Annotated in this window: 19 protein-coding genes; 15 read left to right on the top strand and 4 right to left on the bottom strand. The window is 66.0% G+C overall.

Translation table 11 applies throughout. From position 1 onward, the window contains the following. Positions 1-71 precede the first annotated feature (71 nt). A complete protein-coding gene (rfaE2, locus tag PEP31012_RS06475) occupies positions 72-575 on the top strand; it encodes a D-glycero-beta-D-manno-heptose 1-phosphate adenylyltransferase (RefSeq protein WP_150588494.1) in 504 nt (167 codons plus the stop codon). Continuing rightward, positions 572-1,579, top strand: coding sequence for an asparaginase (locus PEP31012_RS06470; RefSeq protein ID WP_150588493.1), 1,008 nt, complete (start codon positions 572-574; stop codon positions 1,577-1,579). The genes rfaE2 and PEP31012_RS06470 overlap by 4 nt, the downstream gene beginning before the upstream one ends. Positions 1,580-1,792: 213 nt before the next feature. On the opposite strand, the gene PEP31012_RS06465 is transcribed toward PEP31012_RS06470, so the two are convergent. Genes PEP31012_RS06465 through PEP31012_RS06455 form a run of 3 tightly spaced genes read right to left on the bottom strand, consistent with a single transcriptional unit; the run spans position 1,793 to position 4,843 of the window. After that, on the bottom strand, positions 1,793-2,728 hold the full coding sequence (locus PEP31012_RS06465; RefSeq protein WP_150588492.1) for an SPOR domain-containing protein: 936 nt from the start codon (positions 2,726-2,728) through the stop codon (positions 1,793-1,795). Continuing rightward, positions 2,700-3,848 (bottom strand): type III pantothenate kinase, encoded by a 1,149-nt coding sequence (locus tag PEP31012_RS06460; RefSeq protein ID WP_150588491.1) that lies wholly within the window; start codon positions 3,846-3,848, stop codon positions 2,700-2,702. Before PEP31012_RS06460 ends, PEP31012_RS06465 begins: the two co-directional genes overlap by 29 nt. Next, the gene (locus PEP31012_RS06455; RefSeq protein WP_150588490.1) at positions 3,845-4,843 is read right to left on the bottom strand and encodes a biotin--[acetyl-CoA-carboxylase] ligase; all 999 of its coding nucleotides are present in this window, start codon (positions 4,841-4,843) and stop codon (positions 3,845-3,847) included. The genes PEP31012_RS06460 and PEP31012_RS06455 overlap by 4 nt, the downstream gene beginning before the upstream one ends. A 205-nt stretch (positions 4,844-5,048) precedes the next feature. Here PEP31012_RS06455 and PEP31012_RS06450 point away from each other — a divergent pair, with 205 nt between their 5' ends. From PEP31012_RS06450 to PEP31012_RS06405, 10 genes are all read left to right on the top strand, one after another. Then, positions 5,049-6,170 carry an MlaE family ABC transporter permease gene (locus PEP31012_RS06450; RefSeq protein WP_150588489.1) on the top strand — a complete coding sequence of 374 codons (1,122 nt, stop codon included), beginning with the start codon at positions 5,049-5,051 and terminating at the stop codon, positions 6,168-6,170. Continuing rightward, positions 6,170-7,153, top strand: coding sequence for an ATP-binding cassette domain-containing protein (locus PEP31012_RS06445; RefSeq protein ID WP_246171168.1), 984 nt, complete (start codon positions 6,170-6,172; stop codon positions 7,151-7,153). Before PEP31012_RS06450 ends, PEP31012_RS06445 begins: the two co-directional genes overlap by 1 nt. Next, on the top strand, positions 7,143-8,102 hold the full coding sequence (locus PEP31012_RS06440; protein WP_150588488.1) for an MlaD family protein: 960 nt from the start codon (positions 7,143-7,145) through the stop codon (positions 8,100-8,102). Before PEP31012_RS06445 ends, PEP31012_RS06440 begins: the two co-directional genes overlap by 11 nt. A gap of 32 nt (positions 8,103-8,134) precedes the next feature. Then, complete coding sequence (locus PEP31012_RS06435) at positions 8,135-8,977, top strand: ABC-type transport auxiliary lipoprotein family protein (RefSeq protein ID WP_150588487.1); 843 nt, start codon at positions 8,135-8,137, stop codon at positions 8,975-8,977. Positions 8,978-8,990: 13 nt separating this feature from the next. Continuing rightward, the gene (locus tag PEP31012_RS06430) at positions 8,991-10,163 is read left to right on the top strand and encodes a VanZ family protein (RefSeq protein WP_150588486.1); all 1,173 of its coding nucleotides are present in this window, start codon (positions 8,991-8,993) and stop codon (positions 10,161-10,163) included. Positions 10,164-10,282: 119 nt separating this feature from the next. Then, positions 10,283-10,612 (top strand): (2Fe-2S) ferredoxin domain-containing protein, encoded by a 330-nt coding sequence (locus tag PEP31012_RS06425; protein WP_150588485.1) that lies wholly within the window; start codon positions 10,283-10,285, stop codon positions 10,610-10,612. 69 nt (positions 10,613-10,681) lie between these two features. Then, a complete protein-coding gene (locus PEP31012_RS06420; protein WP_150588484.1) occupies positions 10,682-11,311 on the top strand; it encodes an alpha/beta hydrolase in 630 nt (209 codons plus the stop codon). A 252-nt stretch (positions 11,312-11,563) separates the two neighbouring features. Then, positions 11,564-12,751, top strand: a complete 1,188-nt coding sequence (locus tag PEP31012_RS06415; protein WP_150588483.1) for a D-alanyl-D-alanine carboxypeptidase family protein — start codon at positions 11,564-11,566, stop codon at positions 12,749-12,751. A gap of 2 nt (positions 12,752-12,753) precedes the next feature. Next, complete coding sequence (locus PEP31012_RS06410) at positions 12,754-13,602, top strand: D-amino acid aminotransferase (protein WP_150588482.1); 849 nt, start codon at positions 12,754-12,756, stop codon at positions 13,600-13,602. Continuing rightward, on the top strand, positions 13,599-13,871 hold the full coding sequence (locus tag PEP31012_RS06405) for a DUF493 family protein (protein WP_150588481.1): 273 nt from the start codon (positions 13,599-13,601) through the stop codon (positions 13,869-13,871). Before PEP31012_RS06410 ends, PEP31012_RS06405 begins: the two co-directional genes overlap by 4 nt. 133 nt (positions 13,872-14,004) lie before the next feature. Here the strand turns inward: PEP31012_RS06405 and PEP31012_RS06400 are convergent, their stop codons facing one another. Further along, positions 14,005-15,027 carry a transcriptional regulator GcvA gene (locus PEP31012_RS06400; protein ID WP_150588480.1) on the bottom strand — a complete coding sequence of 341 codons (1,023 nt, stop codon included), beginning with the start codon at positions 15,025-15,027 and terminating at the stop codon, positions 14,005-14,007. 100 nt (positions 15,028-15,127) lie between these two features. On the opposite strand from PEP31012_RS06400, the gene PEP31012_RS06395 reads away from it, so the two are divergent. The 3 genes from PEP31012_RS06395 to lipA all read left to right on the top strand — a co-directional run bounded on the left by PEP31012_RS06395 (position 15,128) and on the right by lipA (position 17,450). Next, positions 15,128-15,460, top strand: coding sequence for a DUF2917 domain-containing protein (locus tag PEP31012_RS06395; protein WP_150588479.1), 333 nt, complete (start codon positions 15,128-15,130; stop codon positions 15,458-15,460). 247 nt (positions 15,461-15,707) lie between these two features. Beyond that, positions 15,708-16,415, top strand: a complete 708-nt coding sequence (gene lipB / locus PEP31012_RS06390) for a lipoyl(octanoyl) transferase LipB (protein WP_150588478.1) — start codon at positions 15,708-15,710, stop codon at positions 16,413-16,415. 24 nt (positions 16,416-16,439) lie between these two features. Then, the gene (gene lipA, locus PEP31012_RS06385; protein WP_246171167.1) at positions 16,440-17,450 is read left to right on the top strand and encodes a lipoyl synthase; all 1,011 of its coding nucleotides are present in this window, start codon (positions 16,440-16,442) and stop codon (positions 17,448-17,450) included. Positions 17,451-17,685: the final 235 nt, after the last annotated feature.

Genomic DNA, 17,685 nt, shown 5'->3' with positions numbered 1-17,685 from the left:
GGGCTTCGGCCCCTTTTTTGTTACCGCCTCCGAGGCGTGGGACAATAGCGCATCCACTTCGAACGATCGTCATGTCTGCTTCCCAAGTCATTCCTCCGGCCGATTTCGAGGCCAAGATTCTGTCTCGCGAGGCCCTCGCTGCGCTGGCGCCGTCGCTGCCGCGACCGCTGGTGTTCACCAATGGCGTGTTCGACATCCTGCATCGCGGTCATGTGACCTATCTCGCGCAGGCGCGCGCACTCGGGGCGTGCCTTATCGTTGGGGTGAACAGCGACGCGTCGGTGCGCACGCTCGGCAAAGGCGACGACCGTCCGATCAACAACGAAAACGACCGTGCGGCATTGCTCGCCGCGTTGCAAAGCGTCGACTACGTCGTGACGTTTGGCGAATCGACGCCCGAGGCACTGATTGCCGCCGTGCGTCCCGACATTCTCGTCAAAGGCGGCGACTACGAGATGGACAAGCTGCCGGAGTCTGCGCTCGTTCGCGGCTGGGGCGGCAAGGCGTTGGCCATTCCGTTCGAACATCAGCGCTCGACGACGTCGCTGCTCAAGAAGGTGCGTGCCCAATCATGAATCTGGCCCCGCTCGTTGAAGTCACCCGCGGCGCCATGGGCGTCGACACGGTGGAGTGCGTGCATTACGGCGCCGTGGCCGTGGTCGATGCGCAGGGGCGTCTGCGCTACGCCGCAGGTGACCCGTCGTTTCTGACGTTTTCGCGCTCCACGCTCAAGCCGTTTCAGGCGCTGCCGTTCGTCGAGGGCGATGGCGTGGCGCATTTCGGGCTGACGCAGCCGGAGCTGGCGCTGCTGTGTGCGAGCCACTCGGGTGAGACGTTCCACGTCGAGGGCGTGCAAAGTCTGCTGAACAAGGCGGGGTGTGACGAACATCATTTGCAGTGCGGTTGCCACACGCCGACGTTCTATTCCGCCACCGGAAAGCGTGCGCCGGCGGATCTGAAGCCGACGTCGCTGCATCACAACTGCTCGGGCAAGCATGCGGGCTTCCTCGCGTATTGTGTGCAACACGGTCTGCCGCTCGATACCTATCTGGATCCGGCCCATCCGCTGCAACAGGCGATTCGCGCGCGTGTCGGCGATGTTGTCGGCGTGAAGGGCGACACGCTGGCGTTGGGCATCGACGGATGCTCCGCGCCGAACTACGCGTTGCCGCTCGACAAGCTTGCCGCCGCCTACGCCCGGCTTGCCGCGAGCGACGATGCCGCACTCGCGACCTTGTTCGCCGCCATGACGCAGCAGCCGGAAATGGTGTCCGGCACGGCGCGCAACGATCTGGCGTTCATGCGCATGGCGCCCGGAGACTGGGTGGCCAAGATCGGCGCCGACGGTGTGCAGACGATCGGCGTTCGCTCCGCGGGCTTGGGTATTGCGATCAAGGTCGTCGATGGCAATATGCGCGCGCTGTATACCGCGGCGGTGGCGGTGCTCAAGGCGCTGGGGCTGGTCGAATCGCCCGAGACGACCGGGCTGGCGCCATGGGTGTCACCCGCCATCCGGAATGCGCGGGGCACCCACACTGGGGTGGTGCGTCCTGTGGTGGCGTTGAAGCGCGTCGGCTGAATCGGCTGAGCCGGGCTCAGGACCGGCTCAGCTCACACTCAGTCGAACTCAGCCCAGTCCAACTCATCCCATCCCAGTCCAGTCCAGTCCAGTCCAGCTCACACCAGACCAACTCGGACCCGCTCGGAGTCGTTCAGACCAGCGCAACCGGCTGTACCCGACGCAGCCAGCCGCAACCGCTGCAATCCGACGCAGCGCCACGCGACACAAGCGTCACCCTGGTGCGTTACCGGTCGGGGAGGGGCAACTCCGTACCCATTGCGCCGACCACTGTTGCGTCACGACGCCGCGAATCTGGGCGGCGGCATTCGCATTGATGCCCACAATCCGGTAGACGATTCGGCTCTTTGCGTTGGGCCTTTCGCTCAACTGCGGCGTGATGCCTCGCTTCTGCGCGGCGGCCATCAAGCGCAGCGCACGCTCCTTGTCGTTGAACAGCCCGAGCGAGACGACGAGCGCCGAGCCGTCGCCATTGAGCAGGAAATACTCTGTCACCCCTGCTGCGCGAAGTTGCGCCACCTGTTTGTCGGCGGCGACTTTGTTGGGCACCGGCTCGAGATGCACCCAGTACCGCTTGTCGAGCGCCACCGATTGAATGTCACCTTGTCCCGAAGGCAGTGCCGCGAGCAAAAGGCCGCGCGCTTGTTGTGCGTCATTGGCGGCGAATGGGCCGACATCCAGGCAGAGGGGAGCGACAGTCGCCGCGGCGGCCTGCGAGGCCGCCGCATCGGCCGAGACTGCATTTGTCGTTGCGGTGGCGACTGCCTGACTTGCGGTCACCGTCGCCAATGGCGACACGGACGAGGGCGCCCCTGCGGACGCCCCTGCCGTCTCTTCGGCGCCTGAAGCCCCCGTTGATGCCGACGCTCGGGAGGCTTGCGCATCGCGAGTCCCCCCGGCCGATGCCCCGGCGGCCTCAGAGACCGCGGCAGCGGGCGGCTGACCGCTGATCGCTGCCCCGGTCAATCGAATGCGTTCCGGCGCGAGTTGCTTCTCGACACGCGCCGGTTCGCGGCCAGTCGTCGGCAGCACATCCCGCCATTTCAGCCAGCCGAACTGCACGGCGGCGAGTGCCGCGTTCGCCGCGAGAAACATGACAAGCAACAGCGCACGCAACATCTCACGCTCCGCCAGGGGAAGGGTCGGCATCGCGCGGTGCGGGTACCGAAACATCCGTCAAACGGGGAACGGCGGCGTCAGCCGCGCCCGCGCCAGACTCGGCAGCAAGAAGCGCCACCTCGTATAAACCGGCCGGTACCAGTTGATCGTGTTCGGTAACGGGTAGCGCCAGGGTGTGCGCGAGCGCCTGGCGTGCGCCGCCCGCGAGCACGCAACGCACTGGCGCGCCGAGTTGCGTCTGCAGTTGCGCGTGACTGCGCTCGACGAGGCCGGCCTGTGCGGCAGCGCATCCGCGCAGAATGGCATCGGTCGTGCTGCGCGCGAACGCCTGTCCACCGGAGGCCATGGTGGCGTCGAGCGACGGCAATTGTGCGGTGCCGACGGCCAGCGACTGGAGCATCAGCGCAGGCCCCGGCGCGATCAGTCCGCCGAGATAATCGCCGTCCGCGTGCAAGGCTTCCACGGTGGTGGCCGTGCCGAGCGTAACGATCAGCAGATGTTCGCCCGGCCACGCCGCGTGTGCGCCGATCAGGCTTGCCCAACGGTCGCTACCGAGCTGGGTGGGAACGTGATAACCGTTGCGCACGCCTGCCCGCGATCCACTCGCGCGCAAGATTTGCAGCCAATCGGCCGATGCCGTGCCCCACAGCGTTTGCAGTGTCATGCGCACGGCTTGCTCTGCCGCGTCGCCCGCCACGTTCGCAAGCCAGACCCCCGCCGGTGCCGGGCAGACGAAGCCTTCGTCCTTCCCCCCCTGACCGCCCTGGCCGCCCTGGCCGATGGCGAGCGGCGCCCGGTTCGGCGCAAAGTGGGCCTGGTCGACCGAGCCCGAGGCCAGCGCAGCCCAACCCGCGCGAATTTGCGCGGCGAGCGTGCGCCATTGCGCGTGATCGACCGCACCGCTGGCAAGAAACGAGGGCGACGCCGCGCGCCAATTCTCAGGACGCGTGGCTGGCGCGAGCGCCCATTTGATCCGGCTGTTGCCGGCATCGACGAGCAGCCACGGCGCGCTGTTCGCGCCCGCAGCGTGGGTGTCGCCGGTGCCGTGCACGGTACGCGTGCCGCTCACGAGGTGTGGGCTCGCGGAGGTTGCCGCAGGCGACGCGCCGTCTGCGGGACGCGACGGCGGTGTGCGTCGGGCCGCGCTCATCGATGGCCCCTTTCGGCGCCAGGCGTGCCGGAGGCATCGAGCAATCGCACGGACACTTCGCCACTCGAGACGGTGCGCTCGCCGGTGTGGGTAGCCACGCGCAGGCAGCCTTGCGAATCGACACCGAGCGCCACGCCCTGCAACAGATCGCGACCATTTTCGATGACGCGAATCGGCGCGCCGCCATACGCGTGCATCGCTTCCCAATCGTCGCGGAAGACGCCGAAACCCTGCTCGGCAAAGCGATTCAGCATGGCGGCGAGACGCGGGGCCAAAGCGATCAACACCGACGACATATCCGGATCCGCCAACACCGATTCGAGCGCCGCGGGCGGCGTGGCCGGCACGGCGGCCGATGACGTCACACTGCCGTCGGACGGCGCTGCATGGTCGATGCGTGCGGCGACATCCGCGGCCCGACGAAGATTGACGCCGATGCCGATGACGACGCCGATGTGTCCGGGCCCCGCCGGGATCGTTTCGATCAGGATGCCCGCGAGCTTGCCGCCGCGCAGCAGGACATCGTTGGGCCATTTCAGGCCGAGCGCGTGCGGCGCCGTCAGCGGCAGGTCCGAGAGTCCCTCCACCACCGCGACGCCCGTCGCGAGCGACAACCCGGCCAGATCGGCGGGACCGCCCGGCATGACATAGGCGAGCGAGAACGTGAGGCTGTCGCCCGGCACGCTTTGCCAGGCGCGGCCGCGTTGCCCGCGTCCGCCCGTCTGGCGCATCGCAACTCGCACCATGGGCGCGCACGACGTGTCCTGGCGAAGGCGGGCGAGCAGATCGAGATTCGTGGAGCCGGTGGTCTCGACGACGTCGACCTGCCAGTCGCGGCAAGTGGCGGCCAGCGCCGAGCGAATCCGGTCGCCATCCAACTGGCGCGATGGCATGTCGTGCGATGGTTGGCCACCCGCTTCGGCAGGGCGTTCGGGCGAAGCCCCCGCTGCGGCAGCGGGGGTGGCGTTCGGCGAGGAGGGTGCGGCGCTATTCATGGCTGCTATTGTAGCGGCGAGGCCGGTACCGCGCCGGTCTGCGCTGCAGCCATTCCCGTTTTTCGGTATTGTCCGAGGCCCAAATCGGCCGGTTCTGCCGTGTTTTCAGCCGGCGCCGGGTTGCCATCGACCGGTCGCCCCTGTACCGTACAATGACCGCGTTTTGCCGGATTTCAGCGGGTTGATAGCCAGGAGATCGTCTGTTTTGAACCTCGATGCCGTGCCCACTCTCGAGCTGACCACCTCGGCGCAAGGCCCGGTGGTCATGCTTCGCGGCTTGTGGACAGCGCTGGCACTCTCGCAGCGCAAGAAGACGCTGCTGCGCCTGGTGGATTCACTGCCGCAGGGCGATCTGGCGTGGGATCTGACCAGCGTCGAGCGACTTGATCACGTCGGCGCGCAGGCGCTTTGGCGCTATTGGCAACGTCGGTTTCCCGAGCGCATCGCGCTCACGCCGACACAGCGTGCGCTCTTCGATCACCTTGCCGAATTCGATCGCTCGCGACAGAGCCCGGCGCCCACGCGCCGCCTCGATCCGATCAGCCGGCTGGGCGCGTCGCTCTTCACGTTGGGCGATCATCTGCGCGATGGCGTCACGATGTTCGGACGTTTCGTCATCGACCTCGGCCGCGTCATTCGTCATCCGATCCGCGCGCCGTGGCTGGAGATGTCCGCGAATATCTACAGCGCGGGGGCCAAGGCGCTCGGCATCACGGCACTCGTCGCCTTCCTGATCGGCATCGTGCTGTCCTATCTGTCGGCCCAGCAGCTCAAGCTGTACGGGGCGAGCACGTTCATCGTCAACATCCTCGGGCTGGCGGTGATTCGCGAACTCGGCCCGGTGCTTTCCGCCATTCTCGTGGCGGGGCGCTCGGGGTCGGCCATCACCGCTCAGCTCGGCGTGATGCGCGTGACCGAAGAACTCGATGCCATGCGCGTGATGGACATCCCGCATGGGCTGCGGCTCGTGCTGCCGAAGGTCATTGCGCTGTCCATCGCCATGCCGCTGCTCGTCATGTGGACGAATATCATCGCCTTGTTCGGCGGCGCGCTCGCGGCAAAGTACGAACTTGGCATCGGGCTGCGCTACTTCTTCACCACGCTACCCAACGCGGTGCCCATCGCCAATCTTTGGATCGGCCTGGGAAAAGGAGGCGTCTTCGGCATGTTGATCGCGCTCGTGGCCTGCCATTTCGGCATGCGCGTAAAGCCGAACACGCAGAGTCTCGGCGAGGGCACGACACAGTCCGTGGTGACATCGATTACCGTCGTGATCCTGGCCGATGCCATCTTCGCGATCCTGTTCCGCAACGTGGGGATCGGCTGATGCCCAAGTCTCCCGTGCCCGATCGGTCGCAGACGCCCGCCAGGGCGGGCGTTCCGGCTGTGCCCGCGCCGGTGTCGGCGTCAGTGCCGGCGCCTGCGTCGACTGATGTCGGCGATGTGATATCCGGCGCCGCCGCGAGTTGCCCGCCCGTCTCGTCGAGCCTGTCGGGCGACGCCGAGCCGGTGATCGAAGTTCGTGATCTCACCAAGCGCTACGGCTCGCACACCATTCACGAGCATCTTGATCTTACCGTGGGGCAAAGCGAGATCATCGCGCTCGTCGGCGGCTCGGGGTCGGGCAAGACCACGCTGATTCGGCAGATCATCGGGCTGGAATCGCCAACCAATGGCCATATCAGCGTCTTCGGTCACGACATCACGTCGATCGATCGGCGCACCTCGCACCTGCTGCGCCGTCGCTCGGGCATGCTGTTTCAGCGCGGTGCGCTGTTCTCTGCGATGACGGTGTTCGACAACATTGCGCAACCACTGCGCGAGTTGCACACGCTGTCGGAAGATCTGATTCGCGATGTCGTGATGTACAAGCTCGAGATGGTGGGGCTGTCGGGGCGCATGGCCAACCGCATGCCGTCGGAGTTGTCGGGCGGGATGATCAAGCGTGTGGGCATCGCTCGGGCCATCGCGCTCGAGCCGGAACTGCTGTTTCTCGACGAGCCCACGGCCGGGCTCGACCCGCAGGCGTCCGATGAATTCGTGGACATGATTCGTGGCCTGCATCACTCGCTCGGCCTGACGGTCGTGATGGTCACGCACGATCTGGACACCGTGATGATGCTCGCCACACGGGTGGCGGTGCTCGCCGAGCGCAAGGTGCTCGTCAATGCGCCGGTGGAAGACGTGGTGCGGGTCGATCATCCGTTCATCCACAGCTTCTTCCTCGGTGAGCGTGGCCGACGCGCGTTGCTGGCGTTGCCCGCGGCGCGGCGCGCCAGGATTTCGGAGTTACTCGACGATGGAAAATAAATCGCACGCTTTCATGGCAGGCCTCTTCACACTGGTGTTGCTCGCCGCCGTCGCCGCGTCGGTGTACTGGTTCAATCGCGACAACCGCGTACGCCTGCCTTACGATCTGGTCGCGCACACCAATGTGACCGGGCTGAATCCGGAATCCGCCGTGCGCTATCGCGGGCTGGCCGTCGGGAAGGTCGAGTCGATCAAGTTCGACCCCCGCACGCCGGGCCAGATCCTGATTCGCATTCTTGTGAACGAGGGCACGCCGATGACGCGCTCGACCTTCGCTACATTGAGCTATCAAGGCGTAACGGGGTTGGCCTTCGTGCAACTGGACGACGATGGGCATGACCGAACGTTGCTGCCGTCGTCCGAGAAGCATGTCGCGCAGTTGCGGCTGCGCCCGAGTTTTGTGGACGAGCTGCAGCGGCGCGGCAACAACCTGGTGCATCAGCTCGAATCGGCAACCTCCTCGGTCAACACGCTGCTGTCGCCCGAGAACCGGCAGGCCATGCTCGATTCGATCAACAGCGTGAAGGCGGCCGCGCAAAGCGTGAATCGCGTGGCGCAGCAGCTCGAACCTGTCACGGCGCAGTTGCCGGACACGTTGCACGAACTCAATGGCACGCTCGCCGGGGCGCATCGTCTGACCCAACAATTGACCGATCCGCAGGGGCCGCTAGTGCGCAACCTGGATAGCGTGGGACGCGCGGCCGATCAGGCGGCGTCGAGTCTGGCGGCGTTCCAGGGCACCATGGAAACGTTCGAAGGTTCGCTGCAACAGGAAGCGCTGCCGCGCCTGAACACGCTCTCGGACGATCTGCGCTTTACGACGCAGGCGGTCGGTCAAGCGGCCGAGACGATCAACCGCAATCCGCGCGCGCTGCTGTTCGGCACGTCGCCGCCGCCACCCGGTCCGGGCGAAACGGGTTTTTCCTGGCCCGGTGGAGGGCGTCAATAATGCGCAACACTGTCATGCAAGGGGAGAGGGAGATGACTGACCCGACCGACGCGATCAACGCCCACGGCGCGGCCGTCGCGCCGCGCGAAGGAGCCCATCGCGCGCGTGCGCCGATCCCGTGGTGGCTTTGCGCCGCGGCGGTCTTGCTGGTGGCGGGATGCGCCGCCCAGGCGCCGTCGGCCTCGCTGACGCGCTTCGATCTCGGTCCGCCGACGATACCCGCCGCATCGGCCAAGGGCGGTGCCAATGCCGCCGCCACCACTGCCGCCGCCACGCATGCCACGCACTCTGCCGCCGCGCCGTCGCCGGACGTTGTTGCCGCCGCCGGACAGCGGCTGTCGCCGCTCAAAGTGGTGGTCAATGCGCCGAGCTGGCTCGACGTCGACACGATCTACTACCGCTTGCCTGCCAGCGATGGCGATCAGGCCCGCGGGTATGCGAACAGCCGATGGCTGGCGTCGCCGGCACGGCTCTTCGGCGATCGGTTACGCGCCGCCCTGTCGGTCGACCGACCGGTGCTGGCGGCGGGCGACCCGAGCGCTGCGCCCGCGTTGCGTGTGGAACTCGAGGAGTTTGCGCAGTACTTCGACAATGCGTCGACGAGCCGTGGCGTCGTCCAGATACGTGCCACGCTGTTCGACGGGCCGAAGCTGCTCGCGCAGACGACGCTACGTGCGCAGGCCCCCGCCGCACGTGCCGACGCCGCCGGCGGCACGCGCGCGCTGGCCGCGGCCAGCGACGCGGTGCAAACGCAACTGATCCAATGGCTCGCCGGGCGCGTGCCGGTGCCATCGGCCATGACCGCCACACATGCGCCGGCGTCCTCGCGTGGGTTGCCGGCCACGTCGCCGGCCGCGGGCGTGCCCGCACAATAGGACCGCGCCGCCGATGACCGAGCCGGATGTCAAACCCTGGCAACGACGCGCCTCGCCGCTCACGCGTCAGGCGCTGCTTTGCCTGATACTGCTGATCGCCTACGCGAGCCTGTATCCGTTCGAATTCCAACGTGCGGCGGTGGGACCGTTCGACTACCTGTTCGCGCCGTTACCCCGCTGGATCACGCAGTTCGATGTGATCACCAACGTGCTTGGATACCTGCCGCTCGGCATCTTGACCGTGCTGGCCCTGCACCCGGCCTGGCGGGGCGTGCGAGCCGTCATCGCCGCCTTCGTGCTCGGCGCGTTGCTTTCCTGCGGCATCGAGGCGTTGCAGACATATTTGCCGACGCGGGTCGCGTCGAACGTCGATCTCGCCACGAACGCGCTGGGCGCGCTCATCGGTGGCGCGATCGCGGTACCGCTCACCAGTCCGCTGCTCGATCGCGGATGGTTGCGGCACTTGCGCTTCGCCTGGTTCGAGCGGCACGCGAGCGTGCTGCTCGTATTGCTGGCCCTGTGGCCGTGGGCGCAGGCCTACCCCCAGCAGTTCCTCTTTGGCGACGGCGACCTGGTGCGCCAGATATGGCTCTGGCAGGACCCCGATGTCACCGGGCGGGTGATCGACTGGGTGCCGCGATTGGGGCAACTGCAGGACTATCTTTCCGAACTCGATGCTGTCGCCAGTCACGCGCTGTGGGAGACGGTGGTGAGTGCCAGCGGCACCGTCCTGGCGGGGTTGCTCGCCACGCTCGCGATGCGCCGTACGGCACCGCGCGTGCCATTGCTGTGCGCAATGTTCATCAGCGCTTTCGCGATCAAGGCCATCGCGTCGGCGTGGCAGTTCTCGCCCGCGCAGGCATTCGACTGGGTGACGGCGGGCGCCATCTACGGCGTGATCATCGGCGCACTGGTACTGCTCGTCGCGGGCCGCGGGCCGCGCGCGCTGCGCGGCGCCGTCGCGCTGGCGGCGCTCATTGTGCTGCTGGTGCTCGTGAACCTGCTGCCGGCGAACCCCTACTACGAAGCGGCACTCCAGTCGTGGCGGCAAGGCCGCTATGTCCACTTCAACGTGCTGGCCCGCTGGCTCGCCTGGACATGGCCGTACCTCGCGCTGATCTACCTGCTCGCCATGTTCGATCCGAGCCATCGCGGCCCCGCGCGCAACGTCGGCGCGCGGCGCTGAGGTCCACCCGTTCCCGCCACGCGCGGCTTCCTGAGCGCACGGGGGGGCGGACGCCGCAAGGCGCGGGCAGGTCGGTTAGAATGGCCCGCAATACGTTGCCACTTTGCCAAAGTCCCGACATGGCCACCCAGCCGCAGTACTACCAGCATCACATGTTTTTCTGCCTGAATCAGCGCGAACCCGGCGCCGATCGCCCCTCCTGCGCCAACTGCAACGCACAAGCGATGCAGGAGTACGCCAAGGCAAAGGTCAAGCAACTCGGCCTGGCCGGCCCCGGCAAGGTGCGGGTGAACAAGGCGGGTTGCCTCGATCGCTGCGAGCAAGGACCGGTCGTGGTGATCTATCCCGAGGGGACCTGGTACACGTATATCGACGAAACCGATATCGACGAGATTGTCGAAAAGCATCTGGCGCAAGGCGAGATCGTCGAGCGTCTGCTGATCGACTGATCCTCGCGACGCACGCAACGCCCGGCGCGCTGCGCACGGGCCTCGCCGCACTTCAGCCCACTATCGCTCATGAACGCCCAGACTGAACGCTTCACTATCGACGGCCCGGTCGGCGCCATCGAAATTGCCATCGACCGTCCGGCAGGCGCGCCGCGCGGCATCACGCTCGTCGCCCATCCGCACCCGCTGTTCGGCGGCACGCTAGACAACAAGGTCGCCCAGACGCTCGCCCGGGCGTTCGTCCAGCTCGGCTACGCCGTGGTGCGTCCGAACTTTCGCGGCGTCGGCAAGTCGGCGGGCGAGCACGACAAAGGGATCGGCGAGCGCGACGACTTGCTCGCCGTGATCGACTGGATGCGCCAGCAACCGGGCTGGGAGACGTTGCCGCTCGCGCTGGCCGGCTTCTCCTTCGGCACGTTCGTGCTCTCGCATGTCGCGAAGACGCTGGAGGCCGCCGGGACGCCCGCGCAGCGTCTGGTGTTCGTGGGCACGGCAGCGAGCAACTGGGAGGTGGCGACAGTGCCGGCCGACACGCTGGTCATTCACGGCGAAATGGACGATACGGTGCCGCTGGCATCGGTGCTGGACTGGGCACGTCCGCAGACGCTGCCCGTCGTGGTCATTCCCGGTGGCGAGCACTTTTTCCACGGCCTGTTACCCCTGCTGAAACAGCTCGTGGTCGACGCGTGGCGTCATTGATACACCCGGGGCGAATTTCGGCAGATTTCGACCGTCCAGGCCCGCCGCGCTGGGGCCGCGAAATCGCGACGGGTATAATTCGGCCCTGAACCTTGTCATGCCGAGCCGGGTCTATGATCCCGACAGGCATGGCCCCGGCGCTCCGGTGCCGCCGTCTTCTTCGCCGTGCCGCGCGCTCGTCAGTGTGTCGGCGGCACGGCGCTTCATCAAGCGCAGATGCCCCTGAGCCTCACATCGTTTTCCTCATCGCCCATGAAATTCAACGCTTCGCTGTCCCGTGCCGCCGCCGCGGCTGCGCTCGTCGCTTGCGGCTCGCTTGTCGCGCTTCCCGCGCGTGCTCAACAGATTCCGCCGCCGCCGATGTCGGCCAAGGCCTGGACGATCGTCGACATCAACAGCGGTCAGGTGCTGGCTGCCGGTGACGCGGATGCACGGGTGGAGCCCGCGTCGCTCACGAAGATCATGACGTCGTACGTGATCTTCGAAGCCCTGCGCGACAAGCGCATTTCGATGGAGCAGACCGTCATTCCGAGCGATTCGGTTCGCAAGGTGGGTCGCGACGAGTCGCGCACGTTCATCGAAGCCGGCAAGCCGGTGTCGGTGCACGATCTCATCTACGGCATGATCGTGCAGTCGGGCAACGACGCGTCCATCGCGCTGGCCGAACTCGTCGGCGGCTCGCAACAGGGCTTTGTCGAGCTGATGAATCGCGCGGCGCAGCGCATGGGCCTGAAGCACACCCATTACGCGAACGTCGACGGGCTGACCGATCCGCAGCACTACACGACCGTGGCCGATATCGCGGCGGCGTCGACACACCTGATTCAGGACTTCCCCGAGTACTACAAGATCTACGCGGAGAAGAGCTTCACATACAACAACATTCGCCAGCCGAACCGCAATCGCCTGCTGTACCTCGATCCGACGGTCGACGGCCTGAAGACCGGCCACACGAAGGAAGCGGGTTACTGCCTCGTGGCCACGGCGTCGCGTCCGATGCCGGGCGCCCCGGGCGTGAACCGCCGCGTGCTGTCCGTGGTCGTGGGCGAGCCGACCGAGCGTGCGCGCGTGCAGGACAGCCTCTCGGCGCTGAACTACGGCTACCAGAACTTCGACACGCTGCGCGTGTACGGCGCCAATCAGGTCGTGGCCACGCCCAAGGTCTGGAAGGGCAAGGACAGCGAGCTGAAGATCGGTGTGAAGAAGGACACCTTCATCACCGTACCGAAGGGCACGGCCGACAAGATCAAGCCGCAACTGGAACTGCGTGAGCCGCTGATCGCGCCGATCGCCAACGGTACGCCGGTGGGTACCGTGAAGGTGATGGCCGACGGCAAGTCGCTGGCCGAATTCCCGGTCGTGGCACTCGCCGACGTCGCGCAGGCCAGCTTCATTGGCCGCGCATGGGATGCGCTGCGCCTGATGTTCGTGAAGAAGTAAGCATGGAAAACCCCACCGTCTGGCTCAATGGCGACCTGATCCCGCTCGGCGACGCGAAAATCTCCGTCCTCGACCGCGGTTTCCTGTTCGGCGACGGCATCTACGAGGTCGTGCCGGTCTATCACGGCAAGCCCTTCCGGCTTGCCCAGCATCTGGATCGGCTCGAGCGCAGTCTTGCCGAAATCCGCATCGCCAATCCGTACACGCGAGCCGAATGGGAGGCGCTCTTCGCCCGCCTCTCGGCCACGTGTTCGGCTGATCCGCACAGCGTCTACGTGCAGGTCACGCGTGGCGTGGCGCCGCGGCAGCACACGTTCCCGAAGGACATCGCACCCACGGTGTTCGGGATCGCGACGCCGCTCACGCTGCCCAGCCGCGAAAAAGTGGAGCACGGGGTGGGGGCGGTCACGCATGAGGATCGGCGCTGGCTGAACTGCCATATCAAGTCGACGTCGCTGCTGGGCAATGTGCTGATGGCGCAGTACGCGGCCGATCACGACGTCCAGGAAACGATTCAGTTCCGCGACGGGAACCTGACCGAGGCGTCGTCGAGCAACGTGTGGGTCGTCAAGGGCGGTGAAATGTTCGCGCCGCTGCGCGACAATCGAATCCTGGAAGGCATTCGCTACGGCGTGCTCGAAGGCCTGGCGCGCGAATGCGGCGTCCGGTTCCATGAGCGTCCGGTCAGTGAAGCGGAAGTGCGCAACGCCGACGAGCTGCTCATCACGTCGGCCACCAAGGAAGTGCTGGCGGTCGTCACGCTCGACGGCAAGGCCGTGGGCGATGGCAAGCCGGGCCCTGTCTTCCAGGCGCTGTACGCGGCTTATCAACGCGCCAAGGAGGCACTATGACCACGGAAAAAAAGGAAAGCCTGCTCGAGTTTCCGTGCGACTTTCCGATCAAGGTGATGGGGGCGACGCAGGACGGTTTCGCCGACGCGATCGTGGCGCTGCTGCGTGAGTTCGATGCGGAATTCGACGCCGCGACCGTGGAGATGCGCCCGTCCAGCACGGGCAAATATCTCGGTCTGACCGTCACGGTGCGCGCCCACTCGAAAGCTCATCTCGACGATATCTATCGTGCGCTGACCGGGCATCCGATGGTCAAGGTGGTGCTGTAAGGCGCCTACAACGCCTGGCGGGGCGCAGGCGATGCATGCACCCGGCGAGCGCGCTTTGGACGCGACGTCCAGCCGCTCGCTTGCGCGGTTGAATTGGGTGGTTGGCTTCAGACGTTGGCGTGCGTCGTCGGATTCAAGCGTGCGTCGGTGCGCCGTCATCGGGCGGCAGGCGGGACGGGAATCTCGGTTGCGCGTCGGGTGACACCTCGCCGGCCTCCCAGGCGGCGGCATTCGGTTGGGTCGGGCGGCGCTGCATGTCCTTCACCGACTCAAAGGCCTTCAATTCTTCCAGGAACCACGTTCTGAACGCCTGGACTCGCTGCGTCTGCAGCACGGCGGGTGGACACACGAAGTAGTAATCCCAGTCGCACGGCGTGTCGACGTCGGACAGCCGCACGAGGCGTCCCGCCATGATGTCGCCCACGGCCAGCGAGCGGCGTACGAGCGCCAGGCCCTGGCCGACGATGGCCGCTTGCGACAGCATCCCGGAATCCTCGTACATCATGCCCTGTGTCGGCTCTGGCAAATCGAAGCCCGCCGCCGCGAACCACGGCGCCCACGGCTCGCCCTCCGAGCGCAGCAACGTGCTGCGACCAAATTCCTCCGCCGTCTGCGGCAAACGTCCGTTGTTGTACGTCGGACTGCAGGCCGGGAAAAACACGTCGTCGAGCACTTTCTCGATGTGCAGCCCAGGCCAGTTGCCCTTGCCCATGCGAAGGGCAACGTCGACATCGTCGCGCTCGAAGTCGACCAACTGGGCGCTGCATCGCAACTCCACTTCAAGCTCCGGATGCCGGTCGATGAAACGTCCGATGCGCGGCGTGAGCCAACGGCTCGCAAACGACGGCATGGTCGTGAGCACCAGCCGCCGCTCGCTGCGCGTGCCCGCCTGCAACTTGCGCGTCGCCTGCGCAATGTCGCCGAGCGCGGTACGGATCGAGGCGGCGTACTGGCGCCCCGCCGGCGTGATGCTGATGCGTTTGCCGTTGCGTGCGAAAAGCGTCGTCCCCAGCTCCTGCTCCAGCGCGCGAATCTGGTGGCTGATGGCGCCGTGTGTGACGAACAACTCCTCGGCCGCGCGCGAGAAGCTCTCCAGGCGGGCCGCCGCCTCGAAGGCGCGCAAGGCGCTCAGGTTGGGAAGTCTCCGAATATCCATGTGAGTTTTATTGGCAAGGCCGTGAAAATATGTCGTTTGGTCAGACGCCCGCCAGTCTCTATGATTCAGTCATTGTCTCGCACTGAGTGGGGGTCGTAAAATGCAAAACAATTTAACAAAGGTGCAGTACTTCTACGGTATCCGTCCGGGGGAAGTGATCAGCCTCGACTTGCATCATGAGCATACGCTGGTCGCGCGCGGCGCGGCGGTTTGGGTGACACGTGCGGGCGATCCGCGCGATTACTGGCTCATGCCCGGCCAGCGCCTCGTGGTTGAACCCGGCCGCCGTTACTGGGTGTCGTCCGACGAGGTGGCGGAAGCCGAATTGCTGCGCGAAGTGGCGCACCGTTTCCCGCTGGCCCGTGCGCTGCGCCGGTGGCTCGCCGGACGCCGGGCATCGCGCGAAGCAAACGCCTGCGCGTCGGCGGCCTGACGCGACCCCTTGCGGACCCGGCGCTCGGGTTAAGTGACATTACGCGCCCCTTGGCCTTCGCCGCCAACGGGCGCGTGTTTCGTGTTGGGGGCCGGCGTCGACGCGGTCGATGTGTCAATGACATTCACAACGCGCTGTGAGACCCCGGGCAACCCTGAAGTGCGAAACGTCGCCGTAAAAGCTGCCAACGCGCGCCCGGTCGCGCCGCTTCGAGCAAGACTGCGCGGGTTTCGTTAAAATTGCGCGCATGACCTCCCCGATCGAAGTGTGCTGGCGCGGCACCGAAGACTACGCCACATCGTTCGACGCCATGCGCGCGTACACCGACACGCGTGGCCCGCACGGCCCCGACCAGCTCTGGATCGTTCAGCATCCGCCTGTGTACACGCTTGGGCTGGCCGGCGACCCTGCCCACTTGCTCGTGGCAAATACCGGTATCCCGCTCGTCAAGGTCGACCGCGGTGGCCAGATTACCTATCATGGACCGGGGCAGGTCGTGATTTACCTGCTCGTGGACCTGCGCCGGCGCAAGCTCGGCGTGCGCGAAATGGTGCGTTTGATCGAGCAGGCAGTGATCGACACCCTGGGCGCGTATAATCTCGACGTTGAGCGCCGGGCCGGCGCACCGGGGATCTATGTGAGCCTGGGCGACGGCTCCGCAGCGCATGCCGGTGCGAAAATCGCCGCGCTCGGGTTGAAGATCCGCAATGGATGCAGTTATCACGGCGTGTCGCTGAACGTCGCGATGGATCTGCGCCCGTTCGACTGGATCAATCCGTGCGGCTACGCCGGACTGCAAACCGTAGACATGGCCACGCTCGGCGTGGCCCCCCGCTGGGACGAAGTGGCCGCGCGACTGGCGCAGCAACTCGGTCATCATCTCGACCAGCACACCGCGTCGGCCGAAGCCGCGTCGCAGGCCGACCCGGCCGCAAGCGCAAACGCCGCCGCCTGATTGGACGTCTGGAAAGCCCCCAACATGACCACCACCGTGACTCAGAACGACACCGCGAACAAGGAAGTTCGCACGATCGACGGCGACTACGACGCCACCGCCAAGCAAAAGTCGCAAGCCAAGACGGCGCGCATTCCGATCAAGGTCGTGCCGATCGAGCGTCTGAAGAAGCCGGACTGGATTCGCGTGAAGGCGGCCACCCACACGTCGCGTTTCTACGAGATCAAGCAGATCCTGCGCGAGCACAACCTGCATACGGTGTGTGAAGAGGCAAGTTGCCCGAACATCGGCGAGTGCTTCGGCAAGGGCACGGCCACGTTCATGATCATGGGCGACAAATGCACGCGCCGCTGCCCGTTCTGCGACGTCGGCCATGGCCGTCCCGACCCGCTCGACGTCGACGAGCCGCTCAACCTCGCGAAGACCATCGCCGCGATGCGTCTGAAGTACGTGGTGATCACGAGTGTCGACCGCGACGACCTGCGCGACGGCGGGGCCCAGCACTTTGTCAACTGTATCCGTCACGTGCGCGAGCTGTCGCCGCAAACCCGCATCGAAATTCTCACGCCGGACTTCCGCGCGCGTCTCGATCGCGCGCTGGGCATCCTCAATGCCGCCCCGCCCGACGTGATGAACCACAACCTCGAGACGGTGCCGCGCCTGTACAAGGAAGCGCGTCCGGGCTCGGACTACCAGCACTCGCTCACGCTCCTCAAGGAGTTCAAGGCAAAGCATCCGGACGTGTCCACGAAGTCGGGCCTGATGGTCGGCCTGGGTGAGACGGACGAGGAAATCCTGGAAGTGATGCGCGATCTTCGCGCCCACAACGTGGACATGCTCACGATCGGACAGTATCTCCAGCCGTCGGAGCACCACCTGGCGGTGCGTCGCTACGTCACGCCCGACACGTTCAAGATGTTCGAGGAAGAGGCTTACAAGATGGGCTTTACGCACGCCGCCGTGGGCGCGATGGTGCGCTCCAGCTATCACGCCGACGTGCAGGCACACGAAGCGGGGGTGGCCGACGCCATCTGATCCGCAAGCGTCACCTCGTCGCCAGACACAGAACGCGGGCCGTCGAAAGACGGTCCGCGTTTTTGTTTGTTTTTCGATTACGACGCGTCACAGGCGAAGCCCGGTTCAATAGGCGATACGCGCGCGTCCGTCGGCGCATGCCGGCTAAGTCGTTTCAAACACGTCGACATCTGCGGTGAACGTCGAGGAAACGATCATTTTCGTTGTCGGTCTCGCGACGTCGTGCCGCGAAATA

Origin of the sequence: Pandoraea eparura, assembly GCF_902459725.1 — a bacterium.
Lineage (GTDB): Bacteria > Pseudomonadota > Gammaproteobacteria > Burkholderiales > Burkholderiaceae > Pandoraea > Pandoraea eparura.
Note: the sequence above shows the minus strand (reverse complement) of the source record. Positions and strands in the feature narration are given on the sequence as shown.

Excerpts from the sequence above, each read along its gene's own strand:
- rfaE2 (WP_150588494.1), top strand. The coding sequence starts at position 72 with ATGTCTGCTTCCCAAGTCATTCCTCCGGCCGATTTCGAGGCCAAGATT.
- PEP31012_RS06470 (WP_150588493.1), top strand. The coding sequence starts at position 572 with ATGAATCTGGCCCCGCTCGTTGAAGTCACCCGCGGCGCCATGGGCGTC.
- PEP31012_RS06465 (WP_150588492.1), bottom strand. The coding sequence starts at position 2,728 with ATGCCGACCCTTCCCCTGGCGGAGCGTGAGATGTTGCGTGCGCTGTTG.
- PEP31012_RS06460 (WP_150588491.1), bottom strand. The coding sequence starts at position 3,848 with ATGAGCGCGGCCCGACGCACACCGCCGTCGCGTCCCGCAGACGGCGCG.
- PEP31012_RS06455 (WP_150588490.1), bottom strand. The coding sequence starts at position 4,843 with ATGAATAGCGCCGCACCCTCCTCGCCGAACGCCACCCCCGCTGCCGCA.
- PEP31012_RS06445 (WP_246171168.1), top strand. The coding sequence starts at position 6,170 with ATGCCCAAGTCTCCCGTGCCCGATCGGTCGCAGACGCCCGCCAGGGCG.
- PEP31012_RS06440 (WP_150588488.1), top strand. The coding sequence starts at position 7,143 with ATGGAAAATAAATCGCACGCTTTCATGGCAGGCCTCTTCACACTGGTG.
- PEP31012_RS06435 (WP_150588487.1), top strand. The coding sequence starts at position 8,135 with ATGACTGACCCGACCGACGCGATCAACGCCCACGGCGCGGCCGTCGCG.
- PEP31012_RS06430 (WP_150588486.1), top strand. The coding sequence starts at position 8,991 with ATGACCGAGCCGGATGTCAAACCCTGGCAACGACGCGCCTCGCCGCTC.
- PEP31012_RS06425 (WP_150588485.1), top strand. The coding sequence starts at position 10,283 with ATGGCCACCCAGCCGCAGTACTACCAGCATCACATGTTTTTCTGCCTG.
- PEP31012_RS06420 (WP_150588484.1), top strand. The coding sequence starts at position 10,682 with ATGAACGCCCAGACTGAACGCTTCACTATCGACGGCCCGGTCGGCGCC.
- PEP31012_RS06415 (WP_150588483.1), top strand. The coding sequence starts at position 11,564 with ATGAAATTCAACGCTTCGCTGTCCCGTGCCGCCGCCGCGGCTGCGCTC.
- PEP31012_RS06410 (WP_150588482.1), top strand. The coding sequence starts at position 12,754 with ATGGAAAACCCCACCGTCTGGCTCAATGGCGACCTGATCCCGCTCGGC.
- PEP31012_RS06405 (WP_150588481.1), top strand. The coding sequence starts at position 13,599 with ATGACCACGGAAAAAAAGGAAAGCCTGCTCGAGTTTCCGTGCGACTTT.
- PEP31012_RS06400 (WP_150588480.1), bottom strand. The coding sequence starts at position 15,027 with ATGGATATTCGGAGACTTCCCAACCTGAGCGCCTTGCGCGCCTTCGAG.
- PEP31012_RS06395 (WP_150588479.1), top strand. The coding sequence starts at position 15,128 with ATGCAAAACAATTTAACAAAGGTGCAGTACTTCTACGGTATCCGTCCG.
- lipB (WP_150588478.1), top strand. The coding sequence starts at position 15,708 with ATGACCTCCCCGATCGAAGTGTGCTGGCGCGGCACCGAAGACTACGCC.
- lipA (WP_246171167.1), top strand. The coding sequence starts at position 16,440 with ATGACCACCACCGTGACTCAGAACGACACCGCGAACAAGGAAGTTCGC.